Source organism: Amphritea atlantica (assembly GCF_024347255.1).
In the GTDB taxonomy this organism is placed as follows: domain Bacteria; phylum Pseudomonadota; class Gammaproteobacteria; order Pseudomonadales; family Balneatricaceae; genus Amphritea; species Amphritea atlantica.
In genome coordinates this window covers 1,476,877-1,495,663 of sequence record NZ_AP025284.1, presented here as the reverse complement: position 1 = coordinate 1,495,663, position 18,787 = coordinate 1,476,877, and the positions used below count along the sequence as shown (strand labels likewise).

General features: G+C 51.0%; 20 protein-coding genes. All 20 read right to left on the bottom strand.

Features of this window, described 5'->3' with window-relative positions; translation table 11 throughout:
* Window positions 1-158: 158 nt before the first annotated feature.
* Window positions 159-1,568, bottom strand: coding sequence for an aldehyde dehydrogenase family protein (locus tag OCU43_RS06820; RefSeq protein WP_091352643.1), 1,410 nt, complete (start codon window positions 1,566-1,568; stop codon window positions 159-161).
* 73 nt (window positions 1,569-1,641) lie between these two features.
* Window positions 1,642-2,958, bottom strand: coding sequence for an alginate export family protein (locus OCU43_RS06815; protein ID WP_091352640.1), 1,317 nt, complete (start codon window positions 2,956-2,958; stop codon window positions 1,642-1,644).
* Between the two features lie 276 nt (window positions 2,959-3,234).
* On the bottom strand, window positions 3,235-3,612 hold the full coding sequence (locus tag OCU43_RS06810; protein ID WP_091352637.1) for a group II truncated hemoglobin: 378 nt from the start codon (window positions 3,610-3,612) through the stop codon (window positions 3,235-3,237).
* 9 nt (window positions 3,613-3,621) lie between these two features.
* Window positions 3,622-4,851, bottom strand: coding sequence for a multidrug effflux MFS transporter (locus OCU43_RS06805; RefSeq protein WP_091352635.1), 1,230 nt, complete (start codon window positions 4,849-4,851; stop codon window positions 3,622-3,624).
* A 68-nt stretch (window positions 4,852-4,919) separates the two neighbouring features.
* Window positions 4,920-5,849, bottom strand: coding sequence for a flavin reductase (locus OCU43_RS06800; RefSeq protein WP_091352633.1), 930 nt, complete (start codon window positions 5,847-5,849; stop codon window positions 4,920-4,922).
* 44 nt (window positions 5,850-5,893) lie between these two features.
* Window positions 5,894-6,085 carry a 2-hydroxymuconate tautomerase gene (thmT, locus tag OCU43_RS06795; RefSeq protein WP_091352631.1) on the bottom strand — a complete coding sequence of 64 codons (192 nt, stop codon included), beginning with the start codon at window positions 6,083-6,085 and terminating at the stop codon, window positions 5,894-5,896.
* A gap of 141 nt (window positions 6,086-6,226) precedes the next feature.
* Window positions 6,227-7,150: a catechol 2,3-dioxygenase gene (locus OCU43_RS06790; protein ID WP_091352627.1), complete on the bottom strand. Its 924-nt coding sequence runs from the start codon at window positions 7,148-7,150 to the stop codon at window positions 6,227-6,229.
* 115 nt (window positions 7,151-7,265) lie between these two features.
* The gene (locus tag OCU43_RS06785; RefSeq protein ID WP_091352625.1) at window positions 7,266-7,757 is read right to left on the bottom strand and encodes a universal stress protein; all 492 of its coding nucleotides are present in this window, start codon (window positions 7,755-7,757) and stop codon (window positions 7,266-7,268) included.
* Window positions 7,758-7,851: 94 nt separating this feature from the next.
* A complete protein-coding gene (locus OCU43_RS06780) occupies window positions 7,852-9,168 on the bottom strand; it encodes a TRAP transporter large permease (RefSeq protein ID WP_091352623.1) in 1,317 nt (438 codons plus the stop codon).
* Window positions 9,169-9,172: 4 nt separating this feature from the next.
* On the bottom strand, window positions 9,173-9,727 hold the full coding sequence (locus OCU43_RS06775; RefSeq protein ID WP_091352620.1) for a TRAP transporter small permease: 555 nt from the start codon (window positions 9,725-9,727) through the stop codon (window positions 9,173-9,175).
* A 12-nt stretch (window positions 9,728-9,739) separates the two neighbouring features.
* Window positions 9,740-10,759: a TRAP transporter substrate-binding protein gene (locus OCU43_RS06770; protein WP_091352619.1), complete on the bottom strand. Its 1,020-nt coding sequence runs from the start codon at window positions 10,757-10,759 to the stop codon at window positions 9,740-9,742.
* Window positions 10,760-10,972: 213 nt separating this feature from the next.
* Window positions 10,973-11,929: a PDR/VanB family oxidoreductase gene (locus OCU43_RS06765; RefSeq protein WP_091352616.1), complete on the bottom strand. Its 957-nt coding sequence runs from the start codon at window positions 11,927-11,929 to the stop codon at window positions 10,973-10,975.
* An 86-nt stretch (window positions 11,930-12,015) separates the two neighbouring features.
* Complete coding sequence (locus OCU43_RS06760; RefSeq protein ID WP_091352614.1) at window positions 12,016-12,777, bottom strand: SDR family NAD(P)-dependent oxidoreductase; 762 nt, start codon at window positions 12,775-12,777, stop codon at window positions 12,016-12,018.
* A gap of 10 nt (window positions 12,778-12,787) precedes the next feature.
* Window positions 12,788-13,267 (bottom strand): aromatic-ring-hydroxylating dioxygenase subunit beta, encoded by a 480-nt coding sequence (locus OCU43_RS06755; protein WP_091352611.1) that lies wholly within the window; start codon window positions 13,265-13,267, stop codon window positions 12,788-12,790.
* Between the two features lie 27 nt (window positions 13,268-13,294).
* A complete protein-coding gene (locus OCU43_RS06750) occupies window positions 13,295-14,572 on the bottom strand; it encodes an aromatic ring-hydroxylating oxygenase subunit alpha (protein ID WP_091352610.1) in 1,278 nt (425 codons plus the stop codon).
* A gap of 57 nt (window positions 14,573-14,629) precedes the next feature.
* Window positions 14,630-15,151, bottom strand: coding sequence for a nuclear transport factor 2 family protein (locus OCU43_RS06745; protein WP_091352607.1), 522 nt, complete (start codon window positions 15,149-15,151; stop codon window positions 14,630-14,632).
* 22 nt (window positions 15,152-15,173) lie between these two features.
* Window positions 15,174-15,533, bottom strand: a complete 360-nt coding sequence (locus OCU43_RS06740) for an IacB protein (protein ID WP_091352604.1) — start codon at window positions 15,531-15,533, stop codon at window positions 15,174-15,176.
* 48 nt (window positions 15,534-15,581) lie between these two features.
* On the bottom strand, window positions 15,582-16,730 hold the full coding sequence (locus OCU43_RS06735; RefSeq protein ID WP_091352601.1) for an acyl-CoA dehydrogenase family protein: 1,149 nt from the start codon (window positions 16,728-16,730) through the stop codon (window positions 15,582-15,584).
* Between the two features lie 3 nt (window positions 16,731-16,733).
* Entirely contained in the window at window positions 16,734-17,873 is a 1,140-nt protein-coding gene (locus tag OCU43_RS06730; RefSeq protein ID WP_261832998.1) for an amidase, read from the bottom strand.
* Between the two features lie 359 nt (window positions 17,874-18,232).
* On the bottom strand, window positions 18,233-18,712 hold the full coding sequence (locus OCU43_RS06725; protein WP_091352598.1) for a MarR family winged helix-turn-helix transcriptional regulator: 480 nt from the start codon (window positions 18,710-18,712) through the stop codon (window positions 18,233-18,235).
* Window positions 18,713-18,787: the final 75 nt, after the last annotated feature.

The following is an 18,787-nucleotide window of genomic DNA, read 5'->3' as shown; positions in this document are numbered from 1 at the left end:
ACCGGGATACGCTCCCGGCAGGGCGATCAAGAAACAGGATTTAACAGAGAATTCTGATAAACAAAGGCGAAACAAGTATAAAAAGAGATAACAGAAAGCAGCCTCTACCACTTAATCAGGCTGCTTCCTATGCTGTGCTGCGCACTTAGCAGCAACGATTATTTATTGATATTAAGAACCTGTGCAGAGGTATATTCCATCAGACCTTCCTGACCAAACTCAACGCCGAAGCCTGACATCTTACAGCCACCAAAAGGCGCATAAGGCAGCAGCTCTGCATGACCATTGATCCAGGCCGTACCACACTCCAGACGTCCGGCAATCTGCGTTGCTTTAGCAATGTCTGACGACCAGACAGATCCACCCAGCCCCACGTCTGTTGCATTGGCTCGTTTAATCGCATCCTCAATATCGGTGTAACGGATAATTGGTAACACCGGACCGAACTGCTCCTCATCCACCAGACGGCAGCCGTCAGTCACATCAGCCACCAGAGTCGGTGGATAAAAATAACCAGCGCCATCCACCAGAGAGCCACCACAGATAATCCGGGCACCATTGGCGCGGGCATCTTCAACCAGTTCGTTTACCAGATTCAGCTGAGCACGGTTCTGTACCGGTCCGAAGGTCACACCTTCATCCAGACCATTACCCATCACTTGTTTTGCCGCAACATCAGCCAGCTTCTCACACAGCTCTTCATAGATAGAGTCATGCACATAGAGACGCTTCAACGCGGCACAGGTTTGCCCCATGTTAAGGAATGCGGTCTGGAAAATACCCTCAGCAGCCTTCGCAGGATCGGTATCCGGCAGCACGATACCGGCATCATTGCCGCCCAGTTCCAGAGTCAGGCGTTTAAGGTTATCGGCCGCACCGCGCATAATGGTTTGCCCGGTAGGGGTCGATCCGGTAAATACAATTTTGCGAATGCCCGGATGCTTGGTCATACCGCTGCCGATACCCGTTTCACCGGTGACAACATTGACCAGTCCTGGAGGCGCCACTTCATTGATAATCTCCACCAGACGGATAGTATTCAGCGGTGTCAGACCGGAGGGCTTAGAAACCACCGTATTACCGGAACGGATCGCCGGCATGATATGCCAGACAGCGATCATCAACGGCCAGTTCCACGGCGTGATAGAACCAACGACACCAAGAGGCTTACGATGCACCTCCACCCGTTTAGTATCACTGTCTTCAAGAATATCCACCGGCATTTCCAGCTCAGCGGTGGCACGGGTCCAGGCAACAGCACCGCCAACTTCCATCTGTGCCAGAAACAGCGGCTTACCCTGTTCCTCAACGATAATCTGCGCCAGCTCAGCAGCATTGGCCTCAATACGATCAGCGATGTCATGAAGTAACTTTTTCCGCTCGGCATCGCTGGAATGCTGCCAGCTTTCGTAACATGCCTGTGCGGCACTGACCGCTTCATCCAGCTGTTCAACACTCGCCTGAGGGCAGAGAGCAACCACTGCTTCGGTCGCCGGGTTCAGAACGTCAAAAAAACCACCCTGAGGCGCGGTCTTCTGACCATTGATCATCAGTGAATACTCTTTCATACTCATATTCCTTTGTTGGAGAGATACAGGGCCTCTGCCGAAGCCCTGTTTTTTTATCATTATGTTGTGTTAATCAGAACGGCACGATAGCGATAACCTGCGCGTAAGTATTGGTGTCATCGTTACCCTGCGTGCTGTTAGCATTATCCGGTGTGTAGAAACCCAGTACCGGACTGATAATCAGATGATCCATCGCCACCCACTCAGCCCAGATATTCAGCTCATTAGCAGACATATCAACTGAATCGGTATCGTTCTTGTCTTCAAAGTTGAAGTAACCGGCGCCCACGGTGAGCATCTCGCTCGGATGCGCTGTTACCCCCAGGTAGTGGATATCGGTACCTGTACCAAACGGTCCGGCGTAGTTAGCGGCGACCTCGCCCTGGAACCAGGTTCCATAACCTCGGCTAAAGCCGAAGAACAGTGGATCATAGCCTTCATCGTAACTGGTGAAGCGGTAGTTCACACTGGGTGCCCATGGCGCATCAGCAAAGGTCCAGCCTGCTTCGGCATACCAGGCGTTTGTGTCATCACCACTGACACCATCTTCCTGAGAAACATACTCTGAAGAGAGGAACAGGTTTTCAACACCGGCATTACCCTGATAGCGAACGCTGATGGTTTTCTGACCATCACGCCCCTCAAGCCCCATGAATGCGGCTTCGCCAGCATCCACACCCAGGCCTTTTATATACATCGCTCCAAAGGTGCCTTTTTCAGTCACATACTCAAGATTGATACCCGCCAGCTCCATACTGGCCTGACCGGCGTTATCTGACTCTAACCAGAAAATATCTGAGCGTACGCCATCATCGCCGCCAACACGGGCAACCACGGTTTTATCAAATGCTTTACGGGCCGCCAGCCAGTATGCACCACCTCGGTCAGGCTCAAACGCAGGGTCAATACCCTCAAGGCCTTTACCTAAATTAAGTGAATCGCCATTAAGAATAAAACCATCACCGATGCTCAGATTCTGACGACCAACGGAAAGCTCAAACATATCGGTGCGGAAACCTGCGTAAAGGTCTTCAATTTTGGTTTTGCTCTCATCACCGGTTGTTAACCCTGCAGCATCGCCATCACCCCAGGTGCCGGAAGACACAGCATTAGCAGCGCCGAACAGGGATGCCCCATTACTCAGCTCGCGAGTACCGCTGAAACCATACTTAATATAGCCTTCCTGCCAGCTTGGTTTTGACTCACTATTACCATAGGTTTCATCACTGCTGAACACACCAAAAACAGCTTCCACATCCAGATTAACCTCAGTCCCATCCTGTGAGTAGAGGTTGTAAGCCTGTGCCGGCATAGCCATGGCTGCCGTTGCCGCAGCAACTGCAGCAGATAGCAGGTAACCAGACAGGTTATGGCCATTTGATTTCTTCATCGATATTTCCTCCGCGAACACGCGATATTTTTATAATCGTCAGGCAGCGGATCATCGCCGCTGTCTTGCAATGGCTGCCGATTAACCTGTCAGAGTTCGAAGGGGGAGAACTCTGTACAGGTCAGGACAGACTGAGCACAGGAAACAGAGTAGCCTGAGGGTGTAAACCAGATTCCGTGGAAATGTATAATGTTGTATGAAGATGTAACAAAATATAACAAGCGGAGAATATGGGCTTTCTAAGCGTAAGAAAGCCCGGATTAAGAAGACTAGCCGCTATTCAGCGTTACGCATCATCTCAGCCAGATTGAATACAGGCTCTTTCAGCATTTGAATCAGCTCTTCTGAAGCATTCAGATTGACCAGAGCCTGATCCATGCAGCGCAACCACTGATCCCGTTCGTCACTGCCGATCGTAAACCTGGCGTGCTGACTCGACAGACAGACGGTTCCATATTTTTGAAAATAGAGGTCCGGTCCGCCCACCCAGCCGGATAAAAACATAAACAGTTTTTCCGCAACCTCCGAGGTATCTTTTGCATGCATAGCGCGAATTGTGCTGGCTTCAGCGCGTTGTGACATCACCTTATAAAACTCGTTCGCCAGCGCCCTGACACCGGCCTCACCGCCGAGTAGCTCGTATGGAGTCGACATAAAACCTTCCTATGACTTAACTATTTTAACCGGACGCTGGCTGTGGATGACATTCGCTCTGTGAATAAACAGTGCAGCGCCACTGGCCAATACGCCAAAGCCAGCCACTAAAGGTAACACAGTGGCATCAAACAGTTGCCCCACCAGAGTGCCTGACACCACCGCCAACAGTGTTGAGACATTACCAATCACTGCCGATGCGGTGCCTGCAATATGGCCAAATGGCTCCATTGCCATAGCATTCAGATTACCAAACTGTAGGCCGACAAAAAACAGTGTCACCCCGAGATAGATCATCAGCCCCCAGAGCGGCGGAACTCCCTGCAACAAAAAAGTAATCAGATACATAACCGACGAGAGTAACACCACCATCACCGCGGCACTCAGCGCTAGCCGTTTGGTGCCAAAGCGCATCACTAAGCGTGAATTCAGGTATGAGGCCGCCGCAAAACTAATGGTCAGGGTGGCGAACAGTAGTGGAAAGGCCGCCCCCATCTTATAGATCCCTTGCAACACCGGCTGCACGGTGTTGAGAAAACCGATAAAGGCACCAAAGATAAATCCCAGCGCAATCACGTAATAAACCGCAGCATGCTCGTTCACCATCCGCCGCAGATTTCTCAGCGTCTCTTTAACTGAAAATGGTACCCGATCTTCGACAGCCAGCGTCTCCGGTTGCCGTAACCAGAACCATAGCCAGGCGATGCTGGCTAAACCGAGCAGAAAAATAAAGATCTGTCGCCAGCCAAACAACCAGAGTATACCCTGACCGATCAGCGGGGCTATCACCGGCGAGATAATAAAGATTGTCATCACCAGCGACAGCACCCGGGCCATCTCATTGCCTTTATACTGATCGCGGATAATCGCCAGGGTAATGGTTCTGGGCCCCGCAGCACCGAGGCCCTGCATAAAACGACCAAGCAGCATCATCTCCAGGTTATCTGAAAACAGTGCCACCAGGCTTCCGAGCACAAAGATCAGAATTCCCAGAGATATAGCGACTTTACGCCCTTTCGCATCGGCCAGAAAGCCATAGATTAACTGTCCAACAGCCATACCGGCATAGACAATCGCAACCACCAGCTGAATATCATTGCTGTTGCTGACATTCAGATCTGACGCCATCGGCCCCAAACCTGGCAAAACCGCATCGATCGAAAGCGCCACCATGCACATCAACAGCGCCATCAGGGCAACAAACTCTCCAGACGGATGGTGCAGTGTTAGCTGTTTCATTGAGTACTCGCAAACGGCAGACAGGGTTTCAACATAGATTCAGGCCCGTTGATGTTAAAAAAACGTATTTAAGGGCGGCCTTCCATAATCGCTCGTAAGCCGTTTTTCAACTGTCTGGACTGTTCATCAGACAGAGCGCTAAGGACTTCGGCTTCGTGCTGTTTGGCCAGATCCAGCAGTGTATCGGCCAGCGAGGTACCCGCAGGCAACAAACGAAGGGAACCGTCGACCAGCTCAACCAGTCCCCGGTCCTGCATCCACTCAGCAGTCTGTAGCAACGCCACGGCTGGTTGCATCACTAACGGAGCCAGATCGTCGGTTTTCATGGCACCATGATCACGAAGCATCGCCAGTATGCGCCACTCTTCCGGGTTAACACCGCCGTGCGCCTGCAACTTCGGATAAAGATCTGAACTGAAGCGATTATAGGACTCACGCAACATATACAGCAGATAGTCTGAGATAAACTCACCGGACTCGTCCCCGGCATCGTATTTAACCGTAGATGGATGCTGGCTGGAGACGGAATAACTCCCCCGGGCAAAGACCAGTGGCAGATTGCTGTCGTTATAGCGGTAATCCAGTACCTCACCCACCAGAATCAGATGATCCCCCCCTTCGTACACGGCCCAGGTCTTACATTCGAACTGGGCTGAATAGTCGTTCAGCAGAGGACTGTCGCCCACCCCTTTGCCATAGATAACATCTTTAAATTTATCTTCGCCACGGCTGGCAAACCGGTTAGACAGATCAACCTGATCCCGGCTCAGCACATTCACCGCAAAGTGTTGCGAATTTTCAAAGGCCGCCAGACTGTGCGCGCCCTTATCAATACTCCACAAAATCAAAGGTGGCTCAACAGAGACAGAGTTGAAACTGCTGGCGGTCACACCAACCGGGCGGCCCTGCTGATCATTTGTTGTGATAACCGTAACACCGGTCGGAAATTGCGAAAGCGCGCGGCGAAAATCACGCGCATCAAAATTTTGCATACTCATACTTACCACCTTTTCTTCTTATAGAACTGTCACCCCCGGATGACTTACCTGCCCAACTGATCGGCCGGTACACCGGATATGCCAAAGTGTTTTTTAGGGATCTCCTGCAACAACACTCTGATGCTCTCTTCCGGTGAGGAGATAGCGCTCATTACCGCATCAGTCACCTGGCGGATCAGCGCTGCTTTTTGTTCATCCGTACGCCCTTCCATCATCTGAATATTGACGATTGGCATCTTAATCACCTCTTCAAGTCTTAATAAAATTGTCTGTAAACGCTCTGTTTCCTATTGTGATCGAAACAGTAAACCGCCGTTGTCCGGTATGAATAACGCTGGCTATGCACACCGGGACGATGCTAAAACCGAACCGCTCGCTTAAGTAAGAACGCTAAGGAAACGCTCGTTAAGCACGCGGTCATGGTAGAAAATCGCCTTACCCAGATCCTCAGCTTTCCAGGTCACCGGCTCATGATCGGGGTAGTGATAATCGCCACCGCAGAACACTTCGTTACGGTTACCCGATGGATCGAAGAAGTAGATCGTCTGGCCATGGGTCAGGCCGTGGCGGGTCGGGCCGATATCGATGGACGTGTTGGTCATGGAGATCAGATCCGCAGCACGCAGCACCGACTCCCAGGTTTCCAGGTAGAACGAGGCGTGGTGGAATTTACCCGGCTCTGGGCAGTCGATAAATGCCACATCATGGGCTTTCATACTGGCTGTCAGGAACGCCGCAACACGATTACCTTCCGGATCAACCACCTGTTCGGCCAGATCAAAGCCCAGCACATCGCGGAACAGCGCATAAGTATCTTCAACATTCGGCCCATACAACAAGCAGTGATCAAAGCGCGTGGCTTTCATCCCTTTCAGATCCATCGGCCAGGCTTCCGGATTAACATTGGATACCCCCCATTTACCGGGCTGCTCTTTTTCCGCATAGAGTTCAAAGCGGTGTCCGGTCGGTGCTTCAAAACGGATGCGACGACCGCAGCCACTCAGCTCACCCGCTGCAATATGCTCCACCGCACAGCCGTACGCTGTCAGGTCGCTCTCAAGCTTCTCCAGCACTGTATTGTTGAGCACCTTAAAGCCCATAAAGTCCATACCCGGCTCATCGGCCTGACGCAGGACAACGGAGAACTTATCCACTTCGGTCCAGCCTTTCAGATAGGCACGCCCCTGATCATCACGCTCCACCTCAATCAGCCCCAGCAGATCCCGATAATGAGCCAGCGCTTCTTCGATATCCAACACCCGGAGCTGCACATGACCGGGACGCATTACACCCTTTTTCATTTTGTTAATCCTCTTATTGTTGTTTTAGTCAGCTATTTCTAATGAACTATTTTTTTATCAGCTTTGTTTTCACATCGATTTAACCGGCTATCGGTGACAGCCAGTACCGACAGCATTAGTTTTCAATCGGCACAATCATCACCGGCCGGTTACTCAGCTGTATCACCGACTGGGCGGTCGAGCCGACAAAAAATCGCCCCAGCACTGAGTGAGTCCGGGTCCGTGTCCCCATCACGATCAGATCAGCATCCAGCTCATCGGCAACCTGAATAATGGTTTCTGCCGCAGGCCCCTCCTCTATCCGGGCTACCGGATGATTCTGCAGCGGCTCACGGCCTGAAAGCTCCTGCAGACAAAACTCTGAAATACGACTTTCCATCAACGCCTTCAGATTGCCGAAACCTTCAGAACGCATCCCAGCAATCACCTGAGGATTAAGGTATCCCTCCAGCAGGGTTGTCGTTGAAGTACCGACAGGCTCCACCACATTCAGAAAGATCAGATTAGCGTTATGTTTAAAGGCCTCTTTAGCCGCCATGTAAAACGCCTTTTTAGAGCCATCCCCAAGATCAGATGCATACAGAATTGTTTTGATATCAGGTATCATGGTTCAACCTTTTTATTGTTCTAACGTCGGTTCCTGTTCAGAAAGCCGCTCAAACTAACGGCTTTCATAACCCAGATCTCATAGCCCGGAAGTTTCAACTCACCATCCCCGGCAGAATCAGAGAGATTGCCGGTACCGTTGCGATTAATAGCAAACGCACAATATCTGCGATCCAGAAAGGGGTAACGCCTTTGAAAATCGTCGATAACTTAACATCAGGCAGCACCGACTTAAGGACAAAGACGTTCAGCCCGACCGGCGGCGTGATCAGGCTGATCTCTGTTACTACCACCACCAGGATGCCGAACCAGATCAGGTCAAACCCCATCGCCTGCACCAGTGGATAAAACACCGGAACCGTCAGCAGAATCATCGACATACTTTCCAGTACACATCCCAGCAGCACATAGATCCCGATAATGGCGACAATCACCCAGATCGGGCTCAGCCCCATTCCGAGAACGGCATCGCGCAACGAATCGGGTAACCCTGCCAGATTGATAAAATTGGAGAACAACACCGCACCGATCACCAGAAAGAACAACATGGCGGTGGTACGTACCGTACTGACCAGCGTTTCAACCAGACGTTTAAAGGTCAGGCAGCGACGAAACAGAGCGATAAAAAAAGCACCGGAGGCGCCGATACCCGCCGCTTCTGTGGGCGTAAAAATACCGCTGTAGATGCCGCCCATGACAACCAAAAACAACAGACAGATCGTCCAGACATCTCTGAAAGCGATGAAACGCTCAGCCCAGCTGGAGCGCTCCCCGGCAGGGCCAGCTTCCGGCTTGAGATATACCGTCACACTGACAGCAGCCATGTAGAAAATAATACCGATCAGCCCTGGCAGTAATCCGGCGATAAACAACAGACCGATATCCGTTTCAGTGATCATGCCATAGACCACCAGAATCACACTGGGTGGGATAAGAATGCCCAGCGTCCCCCCGGCTGCGATTGAACCGCTGGCCAGGCCATCGGAATATTTATACTTTCGCATTGAGGGCATTGCGACTCTGGACATGGTGGCTGCAGTCGCCATAGAGCTGCCGCAGACTGCCGAAAATGCACCGCAGGACACCACTGTTGCCAGCGCCAGGCCCCCTTTAAAGTGGCCCAGAAACGCATTCGAGGCGCGATATAACTGGGAGGACAATCCCGCCTCAGTAATAAAGTTCCCCATCAGAATAAACAGCGGAACCACCGACAAGCTGTAGGATAAACCGGTTTCAAAGGACACCTGAGAAATCATGTTTAACGCTGCATCCCAGCCCCGTGGATTACCAAACTCCACCTGTTGCACATAGGCAAAACCGCAGACACCGACAATACCCATCGCATAACCCAGCGGTACACGCGCGAAGATAAGGAACAGCAAGGCGGCAAAACCAATCAGACTTATTTCCATAGGATTACTTCACCTCTTTAACAGCAGTATCACCATGATCATGGCTGAACAGTTTTTTGCCTCGCTTAAACACCAGCATCAGCATCAGTGCCCAGGTGGACAACGAACAGCAAACCGCCATCAGAAACACCAGCCCTGCAAAAGGGATCTGCAGAATGGCCGTGGTGTCTTCATATTCGTAGGTGCGGATCGCCAGTTTCCACATCATCCAGGAGAGGGCTGCAAATGCGATAAGGTTAACCACGCAGATAGCAATATCCTGCAAGGGTTTGAGAAAAGCCGGAATGGTCGAGTCCATAATGTCCACATCGACATGGGACCCTTCCGCCGTCACCATTGGCAAACCGAGAAATATGAGTGATGCAAGTAGCAGCTCTGTCACTTCAAAGCCACCTGGCAGGGGCGCAGAGAACAGATCCCGCCCGACTACATCCACCAGCGTTACCACCATCATGGTAAACATGGCCAGCGCAGCAGTGTAGGCAAGCACCCGTTCGAAAAGAAACTCGAACGGGCGGATCCATACCTGAGTCCTGAACAAAGATTTCAAGAAGCTCATAAGCGGACTCGGTTACTTGTTATAACTTGCGGTAATCTGACGCAGCTCAGCCAAAGCGGCCGCTCCATCGACACCACGCTTTCCGGCTTCTTTAATCCAGTCAGACTCAAGGTTAGAGGTGCGCTGTTTTATCTCTGCGATAAACGCATCATCAGCGACGGTGATCTCATTGCCGTTGTCCTTCATCTCTTTCAATGCAGCCGCATCCGCAGCATCCCAGACGCGCCCTGCTAACTGGGAAAAGGCTTCACCGGACACACTCATGATGGCATCCTGATCCTGTTGTGACAGACTGCGAAAGCGATCTTTATTCATCACCAGAAAGAAGCTGATGTTATAAAGGCCACCGGGCACCATTGTGGTGTGGGTAACAATATCTTTAATTTTGAAGGCGGTAACCGATTCCATCGGCAGCAGTGTGCCATCGGCAACCCCATGGGAGAGCAACTCATAACTTGCAGATGCAGGTTTCAACAGTGGCACCGCCCCCAGAGAGGTCGCCACATCATTGACCACACCGCCGCCAACACGCAGTTTCATACCGTCCAGATCTGCCACCGACGCAACTGTTTTCTTGCTGTTGTGGATCATGCCCGGACCGTGGGTAAAGACACTCAGAAGTTGTGTATCTTTATGTTCATTGGCTTTGGCCAGGTATTTCTGGTGTACACGCCAGTAGGCTACGGACAGCGCTTCAGCACTGTTACCACTAAAGGGAAACTCAACCACCTTAGTCAGCAGAAACCGGCCGGGGGTATAACCATGAACACTGTAAGTAATATCAGCCAGACCATCTCGGGCAATATCATAGTGAACCTTTGGATGTCCCAGTCCCTTGGCCAGAATATTGATCTTCACCCGCCCCTCGGTGGCCTCTTCAACCTGTTTGGTCCAGGGCACAATCATCTGTGACACAACCGGGTGAGAAGGGGGTAACCACGAAGACAGCGTCAGCGTGGTATCCGCGCTGGCGATGCCATGACTAAGGGTTAGTACAAATCCTACAGCAACTGTTTTGAGAAACTTTTTCATTTTAAAATCTCCTGATCGCTCTCATTTTTATAGTTTTATTGAAAGTAATAGTGCTTCTTAAATCGCCCGCTTCATCTGTTTTAAGTTGAAAACCACCCTGAGAAGAGCGTCTGAATATAGTTTACATTTCAACTATATTCAGACAGTTCATCCCTATTTATGACGCATCATTAAAGCTCTGTCTTGCCGCTGAATCGGTCGTCGCTTGCTGGATCAGATATCCAGAACCAGCTTGCTACTTTTCGCCCGCGAGCAACACAGGATAATCTGGTCGTTATCCTCCCTCTCCTCTTCGTTGAGAAACTTATCTTTATGATCGGGCGTCCCCTCCAGCACATCGCAAAGACAGGTGCCACAGACCCCCTGTTCGCAGGAAACATCTACCTTAATGCCCGCAGCTTCCAATGCTTCAACAATGGTCTGATTTTCACCCACCATTACCGAAACACCACTCTGCTCAGCAACCACCTCGAAGGCTTTGCCGGAGGAGTCGATATCCGCATTGAAATATTCAAAATGGACATTATGTTTGTCGAATCCGGCGTTTTCAGCAGTCGAGATCACCCAATCCATAAAGCCTGAAGGGCCACAGACATAGATATGAGTATCCGCTGTCACCGGCGCGAAAGCCCCCTGAGGATCAAAACGCTGCCCGTCGCCCTCATCATCAAAGTGCAGCTTTACACAATCACCAAACTCGGCGGCCAGTTCATCGAGAAAACCAGCACTGCTGCGGGTTCGGCAACAGTAATGCAGTTCAAACGCTTTACCCGCCGCCCGCAGTGTATAGGCCATGGTCAGCATCGGCGTGATACCAATCCCACCACCCACCAGAATGGTGCGCTCTGCAGACAGGTCCAGAGGGAAATGGTTACGGGGGGCGCTGATCTGAATCTCAGCCCCAGTGTGAAAGTTTTTATGGATCGCAACCGAGCCGCCCCGTGACGCAGGATCATTCAAAATCCCCAGGCGATAGACAGCACTGTTATCAGGGTCATTACTGAGGGAGTACTGACGCACAATATCAGGTGTCACATGCACATCGATGTGGGACCCGGCATCAAAGGCAGGCAGGTTATTGCCATCTTTTGCCATCAGTTCAAAGACCGCTACGGCGTCCGCCTGGTCCTCACGCTTACTAATAACAACATCAATCAGCTGTTCGCTCATAATCTCACCCTTAAAAAGTCGTACTGTCGGGCCTGCACTCCAGGCCCGACTGAATGCCCGGGTCTTAATGCCCAAGTCTTAACGCCTTAGCGCATGAAAATTCCGCCATTCACATCCCAGGCAGCACCTGTGACAAAAGACGCTTCAGGACTTGCCAGTTTCGTCACCATATCCGCAACAAACTCAGCATTACCCAGCGCTTTAACCGGAATCATCTCGTTGATTATCTGCTCAAGACGCTCCGGTGGTACCAGTGCACGTACTGAAGGCAGATCGATAGGTCCCGGTGCCACAGCGTTCACCGTGACACCTGACTCTGCTAGTTGACGGGCAAAGATTTTCGTCATCGTCAGGATGGCGCCTTTGCTGGATGCATAGTGAGCTCCGGAAGCGGTGCCGCCATTCTGTCCTGCCAGTGACGCCAGGTTAACGATGCGCCCATAGCCTTTGTCGGCAAAATACTGACCAAACACCTGACAACCGAAGAAGGTTCCGCGCATATTCACGCTGACGACCTTGTCAAACTCCTCCGGAGTAATCTCCATCACCGGTGTCGTCGGTGTCATCGCTGCGTTATTCACCAGCGCATCGACTTTGCCAAAACGGACCACAGCGGTCTCAAGCGCTTCAGAAAAATCGCTCTTAAGCAGTACATCCAGCTTCAGCGCCAGTACACGCTCCTGAGAGGCATCAATCTCAAGGGCCGTCTCTTGTGCTCCGCCCTCATTGGCATCGGTAACGACAACAGCAAATCCTGCATTAAACAGACTTTTAGCAATTGCTTTACCCAGCCCCTGAGCAGCACCGGTGACCAGAGCAACCTGATCGGTTTGTGTTTTCTCAGTCATCTGGACCCCCTTAAAGGATGTAACCAATACTGCTCAGATAAGCATCTGCATTCTGTAACCGAACGACCTTTTCTTCGATCTGGAAGTCGTTACCGGTCCTGGCCAGCTTATAGGTGACATCGGCCGGATAGCTCTTCAGATTGCCGTGACGGCATTCGCTCAGATACATGGCACAACGAACGGTGACATGGCTGTCGCTATCCTCAAGAATACGGAAGCGGGATAAGCCGCGAACGGTTTTATCGGTTGTCTGGGTTGATACGGCTTCGCCGCTCAACAGACGGTTCACCCGCAAACGCCGCATTTCGGCTTTGTCGTAGGCATAGTTAAGTGTATTGGCAAAGTCGGTTTCCTTAGGATCGACCGGCACCACGTAGACACCGGTATCACTCCACAGCCCCAACCACTCGTTATACTCCTGAAAATCAAGCATATCGGCTTCGGTGTTAATAAAGGCCGTTACCTGATTCAGCAAACTTAAATCTGTCATTTTTTTATCTCCTCTCAATCAGCTCAATCAGGCAATCATCATCTTTTTCCACTGCTGGTAAGCAGCGCGCATGCCGGTCTCAGAACACACCGCACCGGAGACATTGCCATCCGGACTGGTGGTCAGATGGTTCTGGCCGCGATTCAGCAGAATCCACTCCTCATTACCCGCCTGAGAACCTTTCTGAACCCGCTCCCATGCTTCCGCATCGTCCGGTGTTCCAAAGCCCATTGGCCCCTGGAAATGTTCATGTAAACGCAGACGCATCTGGTTAAATGCCGCCGGAGCACCCTCGCCCCCCAGAGCCACATGGTGGATCTCTGTCTCATTCACGGAAACCGGTGCCAGCACGCGGAAAAACGCCATCGAGCAGGCAACATTCGGGAACAGGTTAAGGTTGAAACCAGAACCGCCAACAGCACGCACCATACGGCGAACTTCCAGATCAGAATGGCCTTCAGCAGCCAGTTCATCCGCCAGATCCTGGAAGCGTTCCGGGATCGGGGCTTCAAGATCATGCTCCAGATCGACCAGTTCAGGAATCATCACCATCACACTGTGGCCATTACCCAGATCCTCGACATGACCTTCACCATCGAGGAAGTCGAAGATATCTGCGGTTTGCTCATCAACTGAGGAAACAAAAGACTTATGCACAATCGGGAAGTGGTAAGCATCCGTGGTGTTTTCCAGCTGAATTTTCCAGTTACCCGGAAAACGGAAACGGTGATCTCCGAGTACTTTCAGTGGAAAACCGCCGCTCTGTTTAACAAACAGATCGATCCATTTTTTTGCCCCGCCAAGGAACTCCTCCAGTGGCTGAATATCCTCTTTAAACGTGGCAAAAATCAGCCCCTGATAGGTTTCAAAGCGCAGACTGATCAGCGGCAGTTCTGACTTATCAAATACACCTTCATACTCTTCCGGCTTGGGAATTGCGCGCAGCGCGCCGTCGAGAGAGTATCCCCAACCGTGGTAAGGACACATAAAGCTTTTGGTTTTGCCTTTTTTGCCTTCGCAGACAGTCGCGGCACGGTGACGGCAGCGATTTAGCAAGACATGAATATTGCGCTTACGGTCACGGCTGACGATCACCGAATGACGACCGATCATCGCGGTTTTATAGGAGCCGACCTCAGGGACTTCACTTTCGTGGCCGACCCAAACCCAGGTGTTGTTAAAAATTTTATCCAGCTCTTCCTCAAAGATCTCTGGATTAGAATACAGAGAGGTGTGCACTTTATCCGGCTTGACCATACTCTCGTAATCAGCCGCGATATTTTTTACATCGATCTTATTACTCATGGGATTCCCCAACTCTTGTTCTTTTATTAACTGCTTTTGATTTAGTCAACAGGCCGGTCACTCAGGCACTGGCAGATCAGCAGGCTGATCCCAGGGCGTTTTTACCGGCCGGTTAAACAAACTTTCGGTCTGAAAGTGGCTGATACGCCACTCATCCTGCTCACAACGAAACCGGACTGTGAGGCGCGCACTGCTCAGCTGAGACTTACCGCTGCTAAAGGTCGAGGTCTGCAATAACACCCAGCTTCCAGACGCTTCCTCCCCCTGCACATCAATCAACTCGCTGGTGAGAAAATGCACATTGGTGGCAAAATGCGCTGGCGGTTGCGTGTATTTGGCGAACATCGCCTGAATCGCATCAGCGCCCTGGTGACAGCCAAAGGTTTTACCGTAGCGTCTGCCATGTCCTTCCCAGACGGCATCTTTGGTAAACAGCGCCATCAGGTCGTTCAGTTCAAAGCCAGCATCCAGCAGGTCGCACAGGTACATATAGCGGTTCATGCAACGCCGAATCGCGTGTTCATCCTCAAACCGTTTCAGGCGCTTTGATAAGGATGCAACGGTTTCCCGGGTAGCCATCAGACAGTCTCCAGCAACCAGATCAGGACGGAACCACAAGTTCGCGACCGATACGGGCCTCAACCTTGCAGTACTTCCAAAGCTTGTAGGTGCCGTCACCCACCGGGGTTGAACGGAAGAAGTTACAGGCTTCAATAATCGTTTCCAGGTCAGGCACATCCGCCATAATGTAAGCGGTCCACGGTGAACTGGTTGAAGGTCCCACCTGAATCCGGTCATCATCCATAATCCCCAGCACGTTGACTCCGGGGAGCTCTGCAATCCCCTTCATCATGGCACTGAAGGCCTGCCAGACATCGCCCATTTCACTCTGGGGAGCATCCATAAAGTTCTGATTAACGCCGATACAAAAAAGAACCCGGTGCATAGTGTTTTCGCTCATAACATTCTCTCTCTTAGAATCTGGAGGTTAAAAAACCTGCGGTTTGGATTACAGATAACCAGGCAGCGGCTGATGTTCAAACAGCATCGCCCCGGCATTTTTGTATGTAATTGCCCCCATAAAGGCATGCTGCGTACACATCATGGAATCACGCATAATGCGTGACAGAGGATGGTCGTTATAGGCGCCCGTCATACCGGAAACCTGATAAGCGATGCGAATCGCTTCAGCACATTCGTGGGTCAGATTAGTGGATGCCAGCCGTAGCATGCTGACCTGTTCCGGTGATGGGGTCCCCCCCTTCTGAATCGCCTGCCATGCGTCATCTGTCGCTTCGTAGAAAAACGCCCGGGAAGATCGCACTTTCGCTTCCGCCTTGGCGATCTCCATCTGTACATATTCACGCTCACCCAGGTTGGGCGCTCCGGTCACCGATTTACGACCGGCTGCCATACCCAGCACAACATCGATCGCTTCACGGGCCAGACCCAGTGTTGTCACCGACAACACCTGAGTGGCAAACGCCAGCGAGGGATACTTGAAAAACGGATCATCAAGGTTAGGTTTGCCACCCCGGGTAAAAGTCCACTCCTCAGGCACCACCACGTTGTCGACCACCAGATCGTGGGAACCGGTGCCAACCATACCGATCACATCCCAGGTGGGTTCAATGGTCAGCTTCTCCTGCGGCATCACCGCCATCCGGGGTAACGACTGGCCATCATCCGGCGCAATACCCACACCACAAACACTGGCGCCCATGCAGCCACTGCCAAACTGCCAGCGTCCCTTGACCAAAAATCCACCCTCAACCCGCTTCGCAGGTTGCGGCGGAAAAATACCACCGGCAAATACAACATCCGCCGTTTCCGCCCACACCTTTTCAATGGTTTCCAGGGGTAAACAGGCCAGATACGCAGGGTTCATTCCAAAGCTGGCAACCCAACCCGCTGAACCATCAGCGGCGGAGATCGCTTCCACCATCTGTAAAAACTCAGCAGGTGATTTTTCATCCCCACCAAAACGTTTCGGCACTAACGCCCGGTAAACACCGATCGATTTAAACCGTTCGATAATATCCTGAGAGATATATTTCTGATCTTCAAACTCCTGGCGACGACAACGAATCTCTGCCAGCAGGGAATCAAACTCTGCAGCGCCGCCCCAGATCTCTTTGTTGATGACATTGGAAGTCATTACTCAATACTCCACACTGTTATTATTTTGTTGAGGTAAAAACTCACTCAATACGCAAGCGAGTTCGCATAGCATTTCATCTTCACCTTTGCGCCCCACCAGCTGCAGTCCAACCGGACGGTTGTCAGCGGTTTGAAGAGGGACAGAAAGAGCCGGATGGCCCGATAGATTGAATGGACGCACCAGCGCAGAGATGCTCAGATCAGTTTTGCCCGCCAGCGCATCGGCAAGGCTCATCGGAAATGCGGGAAGTGTTGGTAAGACAAGAACAGAGACCTGCTGTAGTGCCTCATCTACCTGTTTAGTAAAGCGTTCGCGGACAACTTCGGCTTCACGCAACTGATCATCGGTGGTATTAGCGGCATTGGCTAAACGCAGCGCTACATCCTCACCGACTTTGCCGGTTTCAAGGAGATCACCGCAGGCGCGCCAGGTTTCCGCATTAATGACCACCATTCCGGCTGTAAACGCATCAGAAAATGAAGATAAAACCACCGGAGTAGTGTCATACTTCAGGCGACTTAAAAATGCGTCAATGGTGTCTGAGATAAGCGGATCGGCGGCGACATCCACCCGACCGAGGCGAATAGTCTTCGGTAATACAGTCGGCTCAAAGGATGGATCAATCACCTGCATGGCGGTTTTCAGCATTTTTGCAGAAGTGGCAAATATGCCGACACAGTCGAGCGTCGTTTCTGCAGGCAAAACACCCCGGCGACTCACCCGACCAAAGGTTGGCTTGAGGCCGTAAACACCACAACAGGCAGCAGGTACCCGAACCGATCCCCCAGTATCAGTCCCGATAGAGAAGTCTGCCTCTCCTGCAGCGACCGCCACAGCAGAACCACTGGATGAGCCGCCCGGAATCAGATCCGGGTAGTGATAGTTAACCGGCGTTCCTGCCCAATGATTAACCCCGGTCATGCCATAGGCAAGTTCATGCAGATTGGTTTTACCGACTAACTGGCAACCTGCATTCAAAGCCGCATTAACGACGTCTGCATTCTCTTGCGCAGGCAAGGCATCTTCAAGCGCCTGACACCCCGCAATGGTCGGCAAACCCTGCACATCTATCGTATCTTTCACGGCTACCCGGTAACCCTGACCACCCTGAGAAATACGCTGAGAAAAAATAGACATCATTCAGCTACTCACATCATTCTTGTTCTAATTAATCATCACTCTCACCAAGAAGAGTGTTGATTGTTGATCTGAATCAAGAATTATATATTTCACTTGAAGTGTCAACTAAATTTAGTTGAATATTCATCTATTATTTAGCGAAAAAAACACCTTAAAGAAACACAAGACAAGTATAATTACTTACTAATCAGTGACTTAATAAACACAAATAAATTGAAGGAATGATATAAAAATTCACAAAAAATTATTTTTTTAATACTATTTTTCAAGATATAACAGCATTCCGAAGCCAAAATTCAGGTACAAAAAAGCCCCCGTTCAGTTGCCTGAACGGGGGCTTTTCCCTGAGACCGGAAAGTCTATTCGGCTGACATATTGATAAAATAACGCCGAAGCAGCTCAGTAGATTTCTTAATCTGGGGCTCTGTGAACCCCTTAAAAGCCTTAGCAAACACCTTTTTTTCAGTCGTCTTTAATACCATTTTAACTTTGTCGTGGCCCTCGTCAGTCAATGACACCACGGTAACACGACCATCCGTTTCTGACGCATTAACCTCAACCAGCCCGGCATCACGCATACGATAGACAATTTTTGTCATGGTTGGCAGCTTACCGATCGCATGTTCTGCAATATCAGAAATACTCAAGGTGCCATACAAACTCAGCAGCACGGCTACCCGCCAGCGGGCGATATCCATCCCCAGGGGTTTCAGCGTTTTTTCCATTTCCTGGGAATACAAAGCGTTTACACGAGCGATCCAGTAGAATGGAAACTCATTAATATCGAAAAACTGGCTGGATGGACTATATTTTTCCAGCTTTGACGAGTGAAAAACCATGGCAACCTCAATACGCTTTGCTCGATAGCAGCAATCTCTGCGCTACCGTCACTAAATTGGCGCAACCATACCAAA

Coding starts and splice junctions, on each gene's coding strand:
- OCU43_RS06820 (WP_091352643.1), bottom strand. CDS start 1,568: ATGAAAGAGTATTCACTGATGATCAATGGTCAGAAGACCGCGCCTCAG.
- OCU43_RS06815 (WP_091352640.1), bottom strand. CDS start 2,958: ATGAAGAAATCAAATGGCCATAACCTGTCTGGTTACCTGCTATCTGCT.
- OCU43_RS06810 (WP_091352637.1), bottom strand. CDS start 3,612: ATGTCGACTCCATACGAGCTACTCGGCGGTGAGGCCGGTGTCAGGGCG.
- OCU43_RS06805 (WP_091352635.1), bottom strand. CDS start 4,851: ATGAAACAGCTAACACTGCACCATCCGTCTGGAGAGTTTGTTGCCCTG.
- OCU43_RS06800 (WP_091352633.1), bottom strand. CDS start 5,849: ATGAGTATGCAAAATTTTGATGCGCGTGATTTTCGCCGCGCGCTTTCG.
- thmT (WP_091352631.1), bottom strand. CDS start 6,085: ATGCCAATCGTCAATATTCAGATGATGGAAGGGCGTACGGATGAACAA.
- OCU43_RS06790 (WP_091352627.1), bottom strand. CDS start 7,150: ATGAAAAAGGGTGTAATGCGTCCCGGTCATGTGCAGCTCCGGGTGTTG.
- OCU43_RS06785 (WP_091352625.1), bottom strand. CDS start 7,757: ATGATACCTGATATCAAAACAATTCTGTATGCATCTGATCTTGGGGAT.
- OCU43_RS06780 (WP_091352623.1), bottom strand. CDS start 9,168: ATGGAAATAAGTCTGATTGGTTTTGCCGCCTTGCTGTTCCTTATCTTC.
- OCU43_RS06775 (WP_091352620.1), bottom strand. CDS start 9,727: ATGAGCTTCTTGAAATCTTTGTTCAGGACTCAGGTATGGATCCGCCCG.
- OCU43_RS06770 (WP_091352619.1), bottom strand. CDS start 10,759: ATGAAAAAGTTTCTCAAAACAGTTGCTGTAGGATTTGTACTAACCCTT.
- OCU43_RS06765 (WP_091352616.1), bottom strand. CDS start 11,929: ATGAGCGAACAGCTGATTGATGTTGTTATTAGTAAGCGTGAGGACCAG.
- OCU43_RS06760 (WP_091352614.1), bottom strand. CDS start 12,777: ATGACTGAGAAAACACAAACCGATCAGGTTGCTCTGGTCACCGGTGCT.
- OCU43_RS06755 (WP_091352611.1), bottom strand. CDS start 13,267: ATGACAGATTTAAGTTTGCTGAATCAGGTAACGGCCTTTATTAACACC.
- OCU43_RS06750 (WP_091352610.1), bottom strand. CDS start 14,572: ATGAGTAATAAGATCGATGTAAAAAATATCGCGGCTGATTACGAGAGT.
- OCU43_RS06745 (WP_091352607.1), bottom strand. CDS start 15,151: ATGGCTACCCGGGAAACCGTTGCATCCTTATCAAAGCGCCTGAAACGG.
- OCU43_RS06740 (WP_091352604.1), bottom strand. CDS start 15,533: ATGAGCGAAAACACTATGCACCGGGTTCTTTTTTGTATCGGCGTTAAT.
- OCU43_RS06735 (WP_091352601.1), bottom strand. CDS start 16,730: ATGACTTCCAATGTCATCAACAAAGAGATCTGGGGCGGCGCTGCAGAG.
- OCU43_RS06730 (WP_261832998.1), bottom strand. CDS start 17,873: ATGATGTCTATTTTTTCTCAGCGTATTTCTCAGGGTGGTCAGGGTTAC.
- OCU43_RS06725 (WP_091352598.1), bottom strand. CDS start 18,712: ATGGTTTTTCACTCGTCAAAGCTGGAAAAATATAGTCCATCCAGCCAG.